Origin of the sequence: Aerosakkonema funiforme FACHB-1375 (assembly GCF_014696265.1) — a bacterium.
Lineage (GTDB): Bacteria > Cyanobacteriota > Cyanobacteriia > Cyanobacteriales > Aerosakkonemataceae > Aerosakkonema > Aerosakkonema funiforme_A.
On sequence record NZ_JACJPW010000081.1, the window covers coordinates 20,212 to 38,158 of the forward strand.

At 43.7% G+C, this 17,947-nt stretch carries 14 protein-coding genes; 11 read left to right on the forward strand and 3 right to left on the reverse strand.

The annotated features are described in order from the left end of the window. Window positions 1-68: 68 nt before the first annotated feature. The 9 genes from H6G03_RS25795 to H6G03_RS25840 all read left to right on the forward strand — a co-directional run bounded on the left by H6G03_RS25795 (window position 69) and on the right by H6G03_RS25840 (window position 12,619). The gene (locus H6G03_RS25795; protein WP_190470674.1) at window positions 69-3,506 is read left to right on the forward strand and encodes a GAF domain-containing protein; all 3,438 of its coding nucleotides are present in this window, start codon (window positions 69-71) and stop codon (window positions 3,504-3,506) included. A gap of 338 nt (window positions 3,507-3,844) precedes the next feature. Continuing rightward, window positions 3,845-5,398 (forward strand): radical SAM protein, encoded by a 1,554-nt coding sequence (locus H6G03_RS25800; RefSeq protein ID WP_190470677.1) that lies wholly within the window; start codon window positions 3,845-3,847, stop codon window positions 5,396-5,398. 43 nt (window positions 5,399-5,441) lie between these two features. Beyond that, complete coding sequence (locus tag H6G03_RS25805) at window positions 5,442-5,807, forward strand: carbohydrate porin (protein WP_190470679.1); 366 nt, start codon at window positions 5,442-5,444, stop codon at window positions 5,805-5,807. 102 nt (window positions 5,808-5,909) lie between these two features. Continuing rightward, window positions 5,910-7,868, forward strand: a complete 1,959-nt coding sequence (gene proX, locus H6G03_RS38265; RefSeq protein ID WP_242060470.1) for a glycine betaine/L-proline ABC transporter substrate-binding protein ProX — start codon at window positions 5,910-5,912, stop codon at window positions 7,866-7,868. Between the two features lie 309 nt (window positions 7,869-8,177). Continuing rightward, window positions 8,178-9,206 carry a DMT family transporter gene (locus H6G03_RS25820; protein ID WP_190470682.1) on the forward strand — a complete coding sequence of 343 codons (1,029 nt, stop codon included), beginning with the start codon at window positions 8,178-8,180 and terminating at the stop codon, window positions 9,204-9,206. A 673-nt stretch (window positions 9,207-9,879) separates the two neighbouring features. Then, window positions 9,880-10,500: a FeoB small GTPase domain-containing protein gene (locus H6G03_RS25825; protein ID WP_190470686.1), complete on the forward strand. Its 621-nt coding sequence runs from the start codon at window positions 9,880-9,882 to the stop codon at window positions 10,498-10,500. Further along, window positions 10,466-11,923, forward strand: a complete 1,458-nt coding sequence (locus H6G03_RS25830; protein WP_190470689.1) for a ferrous iron transporter B — start codon at window positions 10,466-10,468, stop codon at window positions 11,921-11,923. Before H6G03_RS25825 ends, H6G03_RS25830 begins: the two co-directional genes overlap by 35 nt. 1 nt (window position 11,924) lies before the next feature. Continuing rightward, on the forward strand, window positions 11,925-12,152 hold the full coding sequence (locus H6G03_RS25835; RefSeq protein WP_190470692.1) for a FeoA family protein: 228 nt from the start codon (window positions 11,925-11,927) through the stop codon (window positions 12,150-12,152). Between the two features lie 269 nt (window positions 12,153-12,421). Continuing rightward, window positions 12,422-12,619, forward strand: a complete 198-nt coding sequence (locus tag H6G03_RS25840) for a hypothetical protein (protein WP_190470695.1) — start codon at window positions 12,422-12,424, stop codon at window positions 12,617-12,619. Between the two features lie 3 nt (window positions 12,620-12,622). Here the strand turns inward: H6G03_RS25840 and H6G03_RS25845 are convergent, their stop codons facing one another. The 3 genes from H6G03_RS25845 to H6G03_RS25855 form a co-directional block, all read right to left on the reverse strand. Then, window positions 12,623-14,470, reverse strand: coding sequence for a ShlB/FhaC/HecB family hemolysin secretion/activation protein (locus tag H6G03_RS25845; RefSeq protein WP_190470696.1), 1,848 nt, complete (start codon window positions 14,468-14,470; stop codon window positions 12,623-12,625). 523 nt (window positions 14,471-14,993) lie between these two features. Continuing rightward, window positions 14,994-15,554, reverse strand: a complete 561-nt coding sequence (locus tag H6G03_RS25850) for a hypothetical protein (protein WP_190470699.1) — start codon at window positions 15,552-15,554, stop codon at window positions 14,994-14,996. A gap of 147 nt (window positions 15,555-15,701) precedes the next feature. Next, window positions 15,702-16,379 carry a response regulator gene (locus H6G03_RS25855; protein ID WP_190470701.1) on the reverse strand — a complete coding sequence of 226 codons (678 nt, stop codon included), beginning with the start codon at window positions 16,377-16,379 and terminating at the stop codon, window positions 15,702-15,704. A 371-nt stretch (window positions 16,380-16,750) separates the two neighbouring features. On the opposite strand from H6G03_RS25855, the gene sodB reads away from it, so the two are divergent. Further along, window positions 16,751-17,353 carry a superoxide dismutase [Fe] gene (gene sodB / locus H6G03_RS25860; protein WP_190470705.1) on the forward strand — a complete coding sequence of 201 codons (603 nt, stop codon included), beginning with the start codon at window positions 16,751-16,753 and terminating at the stop codon, window positions 17,351-17,353. A 201-nt stretch (window positions 17,354-17,554) separates the two neighbouring features. Beyond that, entirely contained in the window at window positions 17,555-17,770 is a 216-nt protein-coding gene (locus tag H6G03_RS25865) for a hypothetical protein (protein WP_190470707.1), read from the forward strand. The last annotated feature ends 177 nt before the right edge of the window (window positions 17,771-17,947 follow it).

Genomic DNA, 17,947 nt, shown 5'->3' on the forward strand with positions numbered 1-17,947 from the left:
ATACCATCGGATAACCCAATCGGGTGAAAAATTAAAAAATCAAAAATAAAAGATCGCGCAGGTAAAAAATGAAGGAAACTATCAAACAATTTGCCAAACAAAATTTTCCCAAAACAATCGCCAAAACTATGCCTTCTTGGCCGAATCTCTTGCAAGGAGTTGCAGAAGCCACTCGCCAACTGTTGACCGCTGACGATTATACCACAGCTATTAATGAAGCTTTAGCAACTTTGGGGCGGGTAACGGGAGTCGATCGCGTCTATATTTTTGAAATTCATCCCCACCCAGAAACAGGGGAACCTGTGACGAGTCACCGCTTTGAATGGGCTCATGCTAGCGTTACTGCCGAACTTCACAACCCTATTTTACAGAACCTAGATTTCGCCGCTTACGGGATGACGCATTGGTACGAAACGCTAAAAGCTGGGAATTCTGTCAGCGCCTTAATTAAAGATTTACCGCCTATCCAAAAACAATTAATAGAACCGCAAGGAGCTTTATCTATATTAGTTGTTCCCATTCCAATTAACGGTCAACTTTGGGGTGTAATTGGTTTTGATGATTGCCATTGCGATCGCCGCTGGTCGAGAGATGAAGAAGCGGTGTTAATGACGATGGCGGCAACGCTGGGCGGCGTCATCGCTCAACGACAAACCCAAGAAGAATTGCGCCAAGAACGCGATTTTATTGCTGCTATTCTCGATACTGCTGGTGCGTTGGTGGTGGTACTCGATCGCCAAGGGCAAATTATCCGCTTTAACAGAGCTTGCGAACAAATCACGAACTACTCATTTGATGAAGTAAAAGGCCAATATTTCTGGGATTTATTCTTAATTACAGAAGAAAAAGAGGCAGTAAAAGTTATATTTGATAAGCTAAAAGCAGGTCATTTCCCGATAAATTATGAAAACTATTGGCTGACAAAAAACGGGATACGGCGGCGAATTGCTTGGTCAAGTACAGCCATCCTCGACGCCAATCGCAATGTCAAGTACATCATCGGTACTGGGATCGATATCACCGAGCGCTACTTGGCACAAGAAGAACTGCGGAAAGGAGAAGAATTATATCGCACCCTGGCGAGGAACTTTCCCAATGGTGGAGTTTTCTTGTTCGATCGCAACTTGCGTTACACCGTTGCAGAAGGTACGGGATTAGCTGCAATCGGTGTTTCCAAAGAATTATTAGAAGGCAAGACAATTTGGGAGGTATGGTCTCCCGAAACCTGTAAAATTATAGAGCCGCATTATCGGGCAGCACTAGCCGGAAATACAAATATTTTTGAATTGCAATATGGCGAATCGGTATATCTTTTACATACATTGCCGGTTAAAAATGAGCGTGGGGAAATATTTGCGGGAATGTTGATGTCTTTAGATATTACTGAGCGCAAGCGAGTCGAAATAGCTTTGCGCGAAAGCCAAAGGCGCTTGCGTCAGCAAAACCGAGTGCTGATGGAATTAGCGAAGGACAAAACAATCAATAGTGGCAATTTAAAAACGGCGATTCAAAAAATTACCGAAGCTGCTGCCAAGACTTTAGAAATTGAACGAGCTAGCGTTTGGTTGTATAATAGGGATCGCTCTCGCATTACCTGTATCGACCTTTACGAACGCAGCCCCAATCGTCATTCTCAAGGTTTGGAACTGGCAGCACTTAACTATCCAGCTTATTTTAAGGCATTGGAAACCGAGCGGACAATCGCCGCCCCTGATGCCTATACCGACCCCAGAACTAGAGAGTTTTCCGAGCGCTATTTGACACCAATTGGTGTCAAATCTATGTTAGATTCACCCATTTGGTTAGGCGGGCAAATGGTGGGAATTGTCTGTCACGAACAGGTAGAAACTTGTCGTCATTGGGCATTAGAAGAAGAAAATTTTGCAGGCTCTATAGCGGATTTAGTTTCTTTGGCGATCGAAGCTTACGAACACCAAAAAGCAGAGGAGCAATTACTTGCAGCAGTTCAACGCGATCGCCTCTTAGCTCAAATCGCTTTACGCATTCGCAGATCGCTCAATCTCGACGAAATTCTTAACACTACAGTTGCGGAAGTACGACAATTTCTGCAAGCCGATCGCGTTTTCATCGGCTACCAACAACTAAACAGTCAAGGGCAAATAGTTGCCGAATCAGTCGATCCCAAGTACCCGTCTGTTTTAGGCTTTCTGGTAAACGATAAAAGCTACCTGCAAGAATTGCGATCGCTGTTTGAAAATCATCGCGTCCGAGTAGTGGAAGATACCGCCAAAGTCACACAACAACCTTGTGCTAAATACTATTCCGAATACAAAATAAGAGCCGGTTTAGGTGTACCGATTTTGTTGGGCGATCAGCTATTTGGTGCCTTAGTAGTTCATCAATGTTCCGCACCCCGTCACTGGCAGCAATTTGAAATCGATCTGCTAGAACAGTTGGCAACGCAAGTAGCGATCGCGATTCAGCAAGCCGAACTATATCAACAAGTATACGCTCTCAATGCTAATTTAGAACGACAAGTGGAGGAGCGCACATCTCAATTGCAGCAAAGAAATAGGGAATTGCAAGAAATCAACCAACTTAAAGATATTTTCTTACACGCTGTCACCCACGATTTGCGGACACCGGTTATGGGTTGGTTGCTGGTACTAAAAAATTTGCTCAATACTCACGAATCAGAATTTATCAACAATCCCAAATCCCAAATCCCAAATCCCAAATCCGCAGTTCCCGTGCCGCGATCGACTTTAGAACGCATGATCCAAAGTAGCGATCGGCAACTCCACCTCATTAACTCGCTTTTGGAAGTCCACTCTACTGAAGTACGCGGTTTAGCTCTGCACCCCAAGCCACTACAACTAAACGAAATAGTGCAAGCAATTATTGCAGATTTAGAGCCCCTATTGGATAGGAATCAAGCAACATTTCACAATTTAATTAGCTCCGATTTGCCAATGATAAATGCAGACCGAGAACAACTATGGCGCGTTTTTGAAAACCTAGTAACCAATGCCTTAAATCATAACCCACCCGGACTTAATTTGACCCTTAAAGCTACTATTGAAAACGGGAAAACGCCAGATTGCAAGTATGACAATCCCAGCGATATATCTCTAGCAACGAAGCATTTAGATGATGATTATTTCGTGTTATTAAAAGATTTCTCCCAGAGTAAGAGCGAAGCATTTGTGCCAGTATCATTTTCGCCGCGATCGGAGACTGCCTGCACAAATGTTAACCCCTTCGGCACTCTAATGCAAACGCCCCTAGCCCCTGTACCCAGCCCCCAATTTATTCGTTTCACTCTTGAAGATAACGGTGTTGGAATGGATCGAGAAACTTGCGAGCATTTATTTGAACTATACGTGCGCGGTTCCCACGTCCGGCGCTTAACCGGGATCGGATTGGGTTTGTATCTCTGTCGGCAAATCATCACAGCCCACGGCGGCGAAATTGGTGTGATTAGCAGTCTGGGTGCTGGTGCAACCTTTTGGTTTACTTTACCCGTTGTTAGTATTGGAGTTTAGATTCCGGTGCAAAACCTAAATATTGGTATGCTTTTGGCTGTAACACCGTATGAGCAGAGGAATTATGAAGAAAATCAAAAATCTTTTTATTATACCAAATCCGGGTCTGATACCCCCTGTTTCAGTCTCAATGTTCCTCTCCCACTCCCCCACTCGTTCCCAAGGATAACGGGGGTAATCGAAGCGGATTTGATATTTTTATACCTTTGATGTGGTTTTTATGTATATTTTAAGCTTGACAGATCATTAACTCACACACTTGTTGTATTCTCCTAAAGAGTTGGGAGCGTGAGGACTCCAAAGCTCCTACGGTCATCTCAGATTACGAACCCTAAAGTATGGTCAACAAAAAGACTCCCTCCATTGGATTGGTTGAAGTTCCAGCCACGGGACTATACGATGCAGAAGGCAAAAATTGGACTTCTTTATATAGACATCGTTCCTTAATCAGCAAGCAAGTTTTGATCCCTGATTTGCAAGCCGGAGGATTTGATGCCCGATTGGTCAACCTCAGAGATGAAAATTATAGTGAAGAATTTGGGGAGATTGCCTGGAAAGGGATGACCCTACGGAAAACTTATGTAGGGGGCAAAATTTCTGCCCTCGATCCTCACGCCTTCGATGCTTGGGGAGTTACAGTTAATTTCTCCCAAGATCGTCAAGTCAGTTGTATGCTGATTGAGCATCTGGCTAAGGGCGGTCGTCCCATTGTAGTTGGCGGATCGGATGCTCTGGCCGAACCGCACCACTACTTCCAAGCTGGCGCAACAGTAGTAGTTCAGGATAAATCAGGGGCAGCGAATTGGGCTATTTTCGATTATGTACTGGGAAGACCTCCTCGCGAAGAACTCACGGGTGTCATTCTTGCAGATGGTAAACAGTATCCTCGGAAGACGAAAGCAAAAAGTCCAGATGAGTGGGCGCTACCCTCAGTGGAGGTGGCGCGGGAATGTTTGGGGACACTGCCCAATGTCCAGGGATTAGTGCCAGTCGGTTCTTTGGTGGCTGACATTGGTTGCGATCGCACCTGTGATTTTTGCATGACACCCACCTACGGCACTGGTTTTCGGCGAATGTCCCCAGAAACAGCCCTCAAATGGTTGGCGATCCAGAAAGAAGCGGGAGCTCGATCGATCAACATCGGTTCCGATCAATTCCTGGCGCGTGTACTCTTTCCGGGAGGACGAGAAGAAATCCTTGAAATTACCAATGGTGCGCGAGAGATGGGAATAACTCTCATGTGGCCCAATGGTTTAGAACTGAGGAAAACTACTTTGGGGGCGGGGCGTAACTACGAAAGCACCGACCTCAGACCTGATGAAGAACTGATTGAAGCACTGTTTGGCTGGGATGGCAAAGTCGGTTGTCCTTTAGCATATATCCCTGCCGAACGTCCGGTTTTTGGACGAGAAGCATACAAGAAACTTCTGCCCTGGCAAGAGCATTGTGAGTTGATGAAATCTGTAGTTAGAACGGGTGTCCCTGTCATTGCCTATGGCATCATTATCGGGTTAGCCGATGATGACCATGAGGATTTGTTACGTCTTGAGGAAGCGATCTCAGACTTGGTGGATGAACTGGTACAGATTAACCCTCAACTGGAATTTCAGACTTCGTGCTACAGCATTATTCCCTTGCCCGGAACTCCGCAAGCTTATAACTTACGCAAATCAGGAATGCTTCAATTTGAAGACACCTGCCTTTGGGGGGTATGGACAACGACTTCCAAGACTCATCACCTTACCTACGAAGAGGTTTCCGATTGGCAAATTCGTCTATCTAATATTCGGAGAGGACCGTCTGGATTTACTAACTATAACGGGGAATATTCAGGGATGGTTAGTGAAGCTTCATCTGAGGACTCAAAGATTGTATTGGGGAATGTGAGCTAAACACCGCCGATTATTCTCGGCTGTAACTAGACCCTTTGCAGTTATGGGTCTGGTTACACCCACTACCCGATCGTGCTTCTCCATTCACGATCGCAGCTCTGGAATTCCCGCGAATAACCTCGAAACCCAATACTGCTCGGTTAAGGATTTTTCCTTATTTTTAGCAGATTTAGGTAAAGCAGGTTCGCAATTAAGTTTTGTTTTTGGTATGCCTCCTAAAGTGATAGATAATGATATTTATGCACGGGAAGATCCGGATACTTCTTTGCATTTAGAGTTATCTTATAGCTACCCAATAAGTAACAAAATTTTTCTCATTTCGGGATTTTTAGTAATTACTAACCCAGAGCATAATTCAGATAATTCTCCGGTTTGGGTCGGCTCGCTCCGAACTTCTCTTATCTTCTAGTTGAGATCCTTGAACAAAATGAAACAGGATTTACGCAATAGTCACACTTTAAGCCTTGCTTGTTCTAGGATGAGCCTACGTCAATTCTATAGAAATAAATGTATGCTCGCACAACGCCTAAAACAATTTATTTCGTTTTTTCTAATAACTCTATTTTCGATCGTTTTAATCAATTATTTCTCCTTAGCACAAACAACAACTAACTCAAATCTACCTGGAAAAGGCATTACGATTCGTCCGGGAACAAGCGATTGGATTGAGGATCGGTTTCAAACTGAAATTATCAATATTGGCTTGGAGAAACTCGGCTACAAAATAGCGCCACTGGTAGGAGCGGCTTATCCAGCCCTTTATACCGCAGTCGCTAATGGTGATTTGGATTTTGCTCCTGTCTTTGGAGAACCCGGGCATAATTTATTTTATCAAAATGCTGGTGGTGCAAAAAAATTGGAGAAAGTAGGTTTGCTGTTTCCACTCATCCAGGGGTATCAGATTGATAAAAAGACTGCGGATAAATATCAGATTACTAACTTACAACAATTTCAAGACCCAAAGATTGCCAAGCTATTTGATACCGATGGAGATGGCAAAGCCGATCTAGTTGGTTGCGATCCGGGTTGGAGTTGTGAGTTAGAAATGGATCGTCATCTAGATGCTTACAAATTGCGGAATACTGTAGAAATTAATAAGGGAAATTATACAGCTCTGATTGCAGATGCCTTAACTCGTTACCAACAAGGAAAACCATTTTTTTCCTATGTTTATAGTCCTTTCTGGCTCGGTCAGGTAATGAAAGTCGATCGAGATGCGATCTGGCTGGAAGTTCCATTTACTACCTCTTCCAAAGCCACTGGGAAACTTACTGCCAAAGATACATCTGTAAACGGCAAAAATCTGGGGATGGTTCAAGGTAGATATCGAGTACTTGCCAACCGAAAATTTTTAGCGAAAAATCCCTCGGTTAAACGTTTCTTTGAACTGGTGAAAATTCCTTATCAAGATATGATTCGGGAAAGTTTTATCATTAAACAGGGTGAAGATAAACCCCAAGATATTCGTCGTCATGCCGAGGAATGGGTGAAGCAGAATAATAAACTGTTTCAGGGCTGGATAAATCAAATCAAGCAACCCAATCATAACCTGTTAGAAGAAACTTCTTCAAGTATTGGGAATAATCCTAACCCCAAAACCCAAAGTTTAACGAGATTGAGTATCTTATTAAATCCTTTTCAGCTTTACACCGTTCCTCTAGACAAGTGGATTACAGCAACTATTAATTTCTTGGTAAATAACTTTCGTCCTTTCTTCCAAACAATTCGCATTCCGATCGGTTGGGTATTACAAGCAATTCGTAATTTCTTGTTGGCGATTCCTCCAATAATCTTGCTACTATTGGCCAGTTTTATGACATGGCGAATTGCAGGAAAACCTGTAGGAATTTACAGCTTACTTGCCCTAATATTAATTGGTTTTACTGGGCTGTGGGAAGCGGCGATAATTTCCTTAGCTCTTGTGGTTACATCTGTGATATTTTGCATTATTGTTGGTATTCCCTTGGGTGTAGCTTGTGCCCGGAGCGATCGATTTGAGCGAGCGCTTTTACCCCTCCTTGATGCCATGCAAACTCTGCCAGTGTTTGTTTATCTGGTGCCGGTAATTATGCTATTTGGAATTGGAGAAGTTCCGGGGGTAATTGCTACGATTATTTATGCCCTTCCTCCCTTAATTCGCTTTACTAATTTGGGGATTCGACAAGTTTCTCCAGAGATTGTGGAGGTAGCTAGCGCCTTTGGTTCAACACCCAGACAAACCTTATGGGAAGTGCAAATTCCGCTGGCTATACCCACGATTCTGGCTGGAGTTAATCAAACTGTGTTGTTTGCTCTGGGGATGTCGGTGGTTGCTTCCATGATTGCAGTTCCAGGACTGGGTTTAACGGTATTACAAGGTGTGGGGCGCTTAGATGTGGGGATGGCAGCTGTGGGGGGATTAGGAATTGTTTTGTTGGCAATTCTGCTCGATCGCATCACTCAAGCTATTGGCAAGAGGTATAACGGTTGAAGCCTTACAGGAATACCCAAATTATAGGGGTCTATCTTTCCCTGTAAATGTTAGAAATTGCTCGAAAAAAAAACAAGTCGATCGATATTTGTAACCAGTCAAATTGGGAAACGAAATTTCTTTCAGCAGAAATCATTAAATGCTATTATTTATGTAGGAATATTCACCTTTGGTCACGCTCATTAGATTGAACAATGAAAAGAAGAAGCAATTCTCTGGGATAAAAGCCGGAGCGAAGCTTACTCACCCCAGTATCGCGATTTTCCCAATTAACTCAGGGATTTCCCACAAAAGTGGAAGAGAATAAATTTGCCAGCATATTCAAGTAATACAGAACAAATCGAACAACTACCAATGTCAATATTAGAGCCATCTCCGCAGATTGTCACAAAAGACTCCCATTTCCTGGCAATTGCTGCCATATTATTAGCTGTTTTAATTTGTGGATTCACACCAATACTGATTCGATTTTGCGAAAGCGAAGTCGGACCAGATGCGCTCGTCTTTAACCGCTACTGGATAGCCACAACAGTTTTACTATTATGCAATGGCTTGGGGGCTGGACACCGCTTTTGGAGCAAATCTCAAAATCTGTCCAGTCAACTGAATGAGGAAACATCCTCCCCCATATCTTATACGAGTCAAACAGTATGCCTCTTGTTAATATCGGGATTCTGCTTCGCTACTATGCAGGTTTTATGGTCTTGGTCACTCACTCAGACTAATCTTGCCAACTCTGCCTTGCTTCATAATTTTTCCATCTTTTTTACAACAACAGCGGAATGGTTCCTCTTCAAGCAATACTTTCATAAAAACTTTCTGATGGGTCTTGTTATAGCTGTAGGAGGAATGATTTTACTAGGATTAAATGACCTGCAATTTGAGCCATCTCAAATCCAAGGAGATATTATTAGCCTAGTCTCTAGTGTGGCGTTTGGGGCGTTTTTAATGAGTGCGGAAAGAGTGAGAAAACGAGTAAATACTAACACCACAATGTTTTGGTGTTACGCATTAGCAATTATCCTGACTCTCCCGCTGGCTGCGATCGTTCGCGAGCAAGTATTCCCTATATCAGTTCAGGGGTGGTATGGTGTTTTTATTTTGGGGCTTAATGCTGCTATATTCAGTTTTTTGCAAATATATAGTCTTCAGCAGTTATCTGCATCTTTCGTTGCCCTAGTTTTCCTACTAGATCCAATTTTGACAGGTATCTTTGCCTGGTGGATATTTGGAGAAACGTTGCCTTGGCTCAATTTATTTGCATTTGCTGTAATTTTAGTGGGGTTGTATTTCGCGGTATCTAGTCCATCGGTAGCGAGCGATTTTGAGGAGAATTAAGTACGAAATAGCCATAAAGGTTGAGAGCGCGTACACTTGATTCGCCTGAATTGAGAAATAGACATCTCCTCCAAAAGAATCTTAAAGGGCAGGCAGGATGCCTACCCCACAAGAATTTTTGGAGGTTTTCCCCCTTTGACATACTCACCGGGCTGAAGCCACGGTGATTCTTTACGCTTCATTGAGCTCTGCTACCGAAGTAGTCTTAGAATCAGCAGACCCGGATTTGGTATTATTATTCTCAAAATTATTATTAACTAATTTTTCAAACTTATTGAGATTATTATTTAATTGTTAATTTTAAATCGCCTTTGTCGAACTGGCGACAAGCAGATAACTGTGACGCCTAGTACAGCAAAACCCCTATTCAATGCGATCGCGGGACGGGGACTTTAAGCTGCTCCACAAGCCAGCTTCAAGAGCCTTTTAGACAAAATGGACGGAATTGCCCCAATCGATCGAGTGCTTCTGTATCCTATTTAACCCAACTCAATTATCAAGTATTGTTAAAATTCTTTCTCAATAACTCTAAAGGTTATATAAGTGTTCTAGGTCTGCTTATTGAGAATCTTTTTTAACAACTCTCATGTTGTTTTAGTCAGAGGTGCGAACATAACAACCTTTGACTGTGCAACTTATTATGAGAATTTGTAGCCAAAATTGGAGAAATTCTATGGAATGCCATAAATGTGTAAGAAATTGCGGTAACACGCATCAAGGAAAAAAACGCAGTTTTTGGAAATGGCGCACAAAAAAGGAGAAATCGGTAGAATCGCCAAAAATTCCGAAAGTTGCTTTAGTCGGTACGCCTAATGTGGGAAAAAGCGTGCTGTTTAATGCCTTGACAGGTACTTACGTTACGGTATCTAACTATCCGGGAACGACTGTAGAAGTGTCGCGAGGAGAGACGCGCATAGGAGATCGCTTCTTTGCCATTGTGGATACGCCGGGAATGTACTCGCTACTACCAATTACCGAAGAAGAAAAAGTCGCCAGAGACTTGCTGTTTGCAGAAACAGTAGATCTGGTAATTCATGTTATCGATGCCAAAAATTTAGGCAGAATGCTGCCGTTGACGTTTCAGCTAATTGAAGCGGGATTGTCTGTATTGTTGGCAGTTAATATGATGGACGAAGCACAACGCTTGGGTATCCAAATCAATCCCGCTCGCTTGGAAAAAGAATTGGGAATTCCAGTCGTGACAATGGCGGCGGCACAAAATGTCGGTATTTCGGTATTGAAGGAAAGGGTGTTTGAATATGTTAAGTCAGATTGCTTATCCGCAGCCTATTGAGGAAGCGATCGCCAAAATAGAGTCTCTGCTTTCCCAGGAACTCTTCCTCTCTAACGATCGGCCAATTTCCAAACGCAGTCTCGCATTGCTGTTATTGCAAAAAGACCCTGATTTTTGGGAAAAAGTGCAGCAAAAAGAACAGCAATATCAAGCAATTGAAGCGGCGATTAATTTAGCGGAACAGCAACTCAACCAACCCCTGAGTTTAGCGATCGCGCACGCACGTCAGCACCAAGCTTGGCATCTCGAAAAAAAGGTACTCCAAGAACCAACTCAAGAACAAAGAATGTTCAGCGAGAGGTTGCACAGCCTCACCGTTAATCCCATCACCGGATTTCCCATCCTGGTAGTTATTCTCTACTTCGGCGTCTATAAATTTGTCGGTGAATTCGGCGCAGGCACATTAGTTGATACCATAGAAACTTTCTTTGAAAGTAACATTAACCCCTTCGTCAACTCTGCACTAGCTCAAATTTTACCTTGGCAAGCGCTGCAAGATTTGCTCGGCAACGAATACGGCATCATCACGCTGGGAATTCGCTACGCCGTCGCGATCGTATTGCCAGTAGTAGCTACTTTCTTTTTAATGTTTTCTCTGTTGGAAGATAGCGGCTACTTACCGAGATTATCCCTCATGCTCGATCGCCTATTCAAATCCATCGGTTTATCGGGACGCGCTGTGATTCCAATGGTATTGGGATTGGGTTGCGATACAATGGCGACGATGGTAACGCGCACTCTGGAAACTAAAAGAGAGCGCTTGATTGCGACCTTTCTCCTCTCTTTAGCCATTCCCTGCGCCGCGCAATGGGGCGTGATTGTCGGTTTGTTAGCCCAAAAGCCAGGAGCGTTGTTAATTTGGGGAGGATTTATTACCGGAATTTTCTTAGTAGTCGGTTATTTAACAGCCAAATTACTACCAGGAAAAAAAGCCAGTTTTTACATGGAAATTCCGCCTTTACGGTTGCCCAAAATTAGAAATATTCTGATTAAAACTTGGGTGAGGATGAAATGGTATTTCATCGAAATTATTCCTCTGTTTATTTGGGCATCTGTGATTATTTGGATCGGGCGTTTAACTGGGTTATTTGATGCTATCATTAAAGCTATCGAACCGATCGCGATCGCATTGGGATTACCTAAAGAAGCAGCTCCCATTTTCTTATACGGTTTCTTCAGAAGAGATTATGGAGCCGCCGGACTTTTCGATATGCAGCAAGAAAATATTTTCAACGGCAATCAATTACTCGTTGCTTCCGTTGTCCTCACCTTATTTCTGCCCTGCATTGCCCAATTTCAAATCATGCTGAAAGAGCGAGGTGCCAAAACCACTTTCGCTATGACAGCATTTATTTTACCCTTCGCTTTCCTGATGGGTTACTTGATGAATTTAGTTTTGAACGTTTTGAAGGTGACAGTATAAAATGGTCGATCTCTTGACAGTAAAAAACGGACACAGCGGCACCATTGCTGCTTTGAAAACTCAGGACGAAGCAACGATTCGCAAATTAATGGCTCTCGGTGTAATGCCAGGAATTACTCTCACATTAGAACAAAAATTCCCTTCCTACATTATCAAAGTTGGCAGAACTCGCGCTGCGCTCGATCGGGAAACGGCAGCAAGCATTTATTTGCATATTGCTGCCAGTTAGTCACCCCATTTTGGATTTGGGATTTGCTCCGCCTTGAAACGATCGAGTTATCTAATTAGGGTGCGTTACGCTCAAAGCTAATGCACCCTATATAATTGCCAAAAATGCCATAATAATCGACAAATATATTCGATAAATTCCCGTCAAAATGTAACTAAAAACGCAAAAGTAATGATTGTATGCAGAAATTGTGAGTTAACCAAGCAGCAGCCTGTATTGCGATCGCATATAAAACAAAACCACTTTCCGATATCCAAATTCGATCGCGCTTGCTACGTTTAATTCAAGAAGCAGCAATAATTAATGAAAAAGAATCTCATTTACCGCTCGCCCATTCCATTTCCCATTCGCAAGAAAACGATTGGTCTGAGTTAAAACTTCCCCTTCTCGCAACAGTTCTCGCACTTTTAGGTGGCCCATTGCGCTTTGTAGGGTGGGCACTGCCCACCATTATCACTACTAACTAACCATTAAGGTTGATAAACAACCCGGAAATAAAAACCCATATCTTGTGCATTTTCGCCTTTATCGCTAATACTAATTAGCGGCACACCGTAATCAACTCGCACATTTAATCTGGGCAGTGGCTCCCACAGCAAACCCATACCAACTCCCGCTAAAAACCTCTCGTCATCTATCTCTTGTGATGTATTGGGATTATTCGGGTTATTCCAAACTCCTCCCACATCAAAAAACGGTGCTATTTGTAATGTCGGCAAATCGTTTTTATTGCGTTGCAAGGTAATGCGGTCTTCTATAGAAACTCGAAAGCCACTATCACCCGAACGCAAATTTTGCCGATAGCCGCGCAATGATTGACCGCCGCCGATTACAAACTGTTGGGATGATAATAAGCTATCGGTTGTTAATTGCACATCCGCTTGCAAGATGAGTAGATGATTGTTGCTCAGCCTTTGAACGCGCTGCACTTGACCTAACCAACTCAAAAAGCGTCCATCTGGAATTGGATCGGGATTAATAGTGGCGTCAAGTAAGCCGGTACCGAGACTAAATTGCGATCGCACCGCCGTCGCTCCCTTTGTATCCCGGCTTACATATTCTTGTTGAAAGTTAATTACACTGGTGCGGCTTCTCCCTTCTTCATCTGGCCCCTCGCCAAAAGGAGTTGGCTCGCCATCCAGAAACGTCTGACTTTCCCGACGGGTAAAACCAAGCGATAAGGTAAATTCTCGACGAGGCGATCGAAATATCGGTTGACGGTAACTGATTTCATAAAGATTCGATTCACCTGTAATATTAAATCGATCGAACGGAGGCTGAGTAATTTCGTAGAAATTAGGTGCAACTCTTAATTGCAGAGTGCCATCTTTCGCATTGAGGGGAACGCTGTAGGTAAAATCCAAAGCATTAGAACCTCCTGTAGTGGAACGATAATAAGCAGCAGCAACTTCATCCCCAAAACCGGTAATATTGCGATAGCGCAGATTCACCCCCAATCTTTCCGAACCAACGCTGGGTGCTGAATAATTATCAATACTAAAGTTACTATCAAATTGCTCTGCCTCGGTGACGCGAACGACGAGAACACTTTTTCCCAACTCGCTTCCAGCTCGCAGACTCGCTTCGACATTTTCAAATAACGGGTTAACGCGCAGCAATCTGAGTCGATCTTCTAGTTGATTGGTATTGAGGGGAGTAGTTATCCCCAGACGCACGCGATCGCGCACATAAGATCTTCTTAAGCGACGAGTTCCTTCGATCTGAATTCGTTCTAAACTACCTTCAATAATCCGAATTAGCACCACACCATTATTAACAGTTTGGTCTGGCAAAACCGCTCTTGATGTAATGTATCCACGGTCGATGTAAAGCTTGGTGATTGCATCGGCAACCGCCCTCAATTCATCCAAACTAACTTCCCGTCCTTCAAAAGGTTTGGTGATGGCGTTAATTTCTTCTGTACTTAAGACGGTGTTACCGACGACTTCGATTTTTTGAAGCGCTATTCTGATGGGAGGTGCATCTGACTCTGTTTCCGGTGTCGTTATTTCCAAAACCGGACGCTGGTCTTCGGGTGTGGTCGGTAAGGGTGTCGGTGCTGGTTGCAAAAACCGATCGGTATTCGGATTCGGTTGCGGATTCGGTGGTATTTGAGGCGGTATCTGAGGCGCATTCTGTGCTAATTCTTCAGTAAATTCTGCTGCTGAGGGATTTGGCAGCAAAACAACTCCAACTGCTGCATTACTGGGACGTAAGCTACAAAATACAGCACTGAAAATGGAAAATCCCGAACATAGCGATCTCCCTAACCGGGAGCGAAGTAATCCCTTATATTTGGAATAAATTTTTTTTTCCATCGGTCGAGCCCAAGTGACTATTCAATAATTAACTTTGTTCAGAGGAAATTTTATTATTCTCTTTTTGTCTAGCTTAGGTATTATACTTTTTGAATGCAATTAGCTATCGGTAAATCGGCGCAGACAGTTTAAATATTAATGTTTTGAGGCAATTTTTACAGTCGAACTGCACTAACTGGCCAAACATAGATTTGAAAAACTTATCAAAAAAGTAGTTTTTAAAATTCTATTTCCCAAGCTGATTGCATATCAAACATATAAACCATAATTAGCTCAAAATTTAGCATAACATCTAATTTGACGAAAAAAAGGGGTTTCAATTTTCCCATTTCAAGGATAATCATCTAAAAATTTTTCCTAATTTCAAGCTTTGTCCCTTCAAGGCGGAGGTAATCCAAAATCCTTGGTTCGGGCGCTCGGCGGCTCTAAACTAACTGCTACCAGAGCGAGTTTATGTATAAACATTTTGTTTTTTTAGTAAATTTCCACCTTAATTTACCATTAGTTATCTACAATTTGAAAGTTAAAAAGTTATCCCTTTCATCTGTTCAAATGGTACTTCATCTGATTGCTCTAACACAAGTACTGGTATCGGTTTAGCATCTTCATCCCATTTTATGTAGACAATGCGATCTTCAATTGTGGGTTGCCAAACATCGTCTCGATCGCAAGGGCTCAAAAACGTTTCAATACAGTCAATAATTTGATTTATTGTCACATAAGTGTATTGAGTCGGAAACTTCTTTAAAAGAACTTGAATGCGAAACAGCACAATATTTTTGCCTTTGTCGGATACGTTTATCTCATGTTCCACATCAAATACTTCGTCAACTGGTCGATCGCCAGCGCTGCCACTTTTTAAATTGCTAGAGCGCAGTGTGGAGGAAAACTTGTCTTTTAGTTTGCCTTTAATTTGCTCTACGATTGCCAAATGAAACACTTCCTCGCACATCCGCATCCGGATATAGTCCAAGATAATTTCTCGCGAGTACATTAGATCCCGCTTTGCAGGCGTCTGCTTGTAGGCGATCGTATCCTCTGGGTCTCTTGAGGTTGCGAGGCTTGGCTGCTTTTTCGGCTGCATTGTCAATTTACTCCACCTTTGGGGAGCGAGAATTTATTTTGAATATACTCCACTTCAGACAAAACGACTGTAAGCGATCGTCATTTTTAATCATCAGCCATCAAACCATGAAGTATCAGCAACAAATAATAAGCAATGACTATTTTCTCAAACCAGTCCCGATCGCAACGCCACCACAGCTGCCTGCACGCGGTCATCAACCGATAACTTATTCATAATCCCTCTCACGTGAGTTTTCACAGTGTTAGGACTGAGGTATAATGCCTCCGCAATTTCCGGATTGCTGTAACCTTCTACCATTAATTTCAAAACCTCTAACTCCCGCTGCGACAGATTCGCCACATTACCCGTCGGAGAAGGAGGTTTGAGATGGTCGATCACTTTGCGAGCGATCTGAGGGTCGAGATAAGTAGCACCCTCCGTGGCAGCTGCGATCGCTGCCAGCAGGCGATCCACACTCGCCCCCTTAATACAGTAAGCATCCGCACCGCTGGAAAGAGCGGCAATAATTTCCGTTTCAGTCGTGTGGGAAGTCAGCATCACCACTCGCACACTCGGAAGTTCCTTCTTAATTCGCTGTGTCGCCGCAATACCATCCAATCGCGGCAAACCAATATCCATTACCACCAGATCCGGCTTGAGTTTTAAAGCCGCCTCCACTCCCAGATAACCATCTTCGGCTTGTCCCACAAGCTCGATCTGCGGATGCGCGGCTAAAGATTGCTCCAACCCCAATTGCATCATGGGATCGTCTTCCACAATCAAAACCCGAAGCAGCGGGGAACCAGCAGGCAAATTTATCGGGGATGGTGTTTCAGGGGACATGATAGGGCTAGGGGCTAGGGGATAGGGGATAGGGCGTCGGGGCTAGGGCGTCGGGAAGAGGGAGAGGGAGAGGGAAGAGGGAAGAGGGGGAGGGAGAGGGAGAGGGAAGAGGAGGAATTTTTGAATGATTGACTTTCCCTAACCCCTAGCCCCGACGCCCTATCCCCTTTTTGACTTTTGACTTTTGACTTTCCCTCAGAATACTGTTTCAAATCCTCAAATGGAAAGATGTTCGACTTTTGATATAAACTTCTATCATAAGTTATGAGTTTACCAGTCTTCTAACTCGAACTGGTGAGCGGGAACCCGCCAGGTGAAGCTAGCTGTAGCATTAGCTCAATAACCAAAACATCGTAGAGAGGATCGAACCAATGGCATTTACACTTCCCGATCTGCCTTATGCTGCCAATGCCCTAGAGCCGTATATGTCGGCGAACACTTTTTCGTTCCATCATGACAAGCATCATGCTGCTTACGTCAACAATCTCAACAATTTGATCAAAGATACGGAACTAGCCGATAAGTCCCTTGAGGAAATTATCAAAGCAAGCTTCAAAGACTCCTCCAAAGTCGGTGTGTTCAACAACGCCGCCCAAGTCTGGAACCACACCTTCTTCTGGAATTCCATGAAACCGGGTGGTGGCGGCACTCCCAGCGGATCTCTAGCCGACAAAATCAACGCCGACTTCGGCAGCTTCGACAAATTCAAGGAAGAATTCAAAAACGCTGCTGCTACCCAGTTTGGTAGCGGTTGGGCTTGGCTGCTGTTAGACAACGGCACATTGAAAGTTAGCAAAACTCCCAACGCCGAAAACCCCCTAGCCCACGGGCAAACTGCGCTGCTGACTTTGGATGTTTGGGAACACGCCTATTACCTGGATTACCAGAATAAGCGCCCCGACTTCATCACTACCTTCCTTGACCATTTGGTTAACTGGGACTTCGCTGCCGAAAACTTGTCCAAAGCTGCTTAAACCTTTTGTGGGATAGCTTTGCCTGAGAAATGCAGCCAGTACTTTCGCAAAGAAACCCGGTTTCTTTAAGAAACCGGGTTTGGAAGGATACAGTTAATACAACTCAAAACTGCTATAACAGCTGCGATCGCGATCGCGGCTGTCTTTCATTTGTTGTGGTTTTTTGCTACTTAATATGTCAAACTTGTCACAATTTAAACTATGGATAGCAAAGAACTAGCTCAATACGTCGAAGCAACAGACAGCATCTCAAAACCCTGGCTGCTGGTGCAACTCCGCCTCAAAAAACTCGAAGAGCGTCGCCGCACTCTTTCACCCCAAGACTACGCCAAAGAGTTGGCCGACATTCATCAAGACTTGATGAATTTGGGTGAATGGTGGGTCGGCATCGAAGATGAGGCATTCGGCACAGATTGAAACAAAAATATTTTTTGGCACGATCGACTTTTTACAGCCACCGCTCTCTCGTTAGTTAGGGCATTGTTAATTCCACCAAACCCTTTATTATAGCCCCTACGCCCTACCCTCTAGCCCCTAGCCCCTAGCCCCTAGCCCCTAGCCCCTAGCCCCTAGCCCTTCCCCGATGAAGTTACT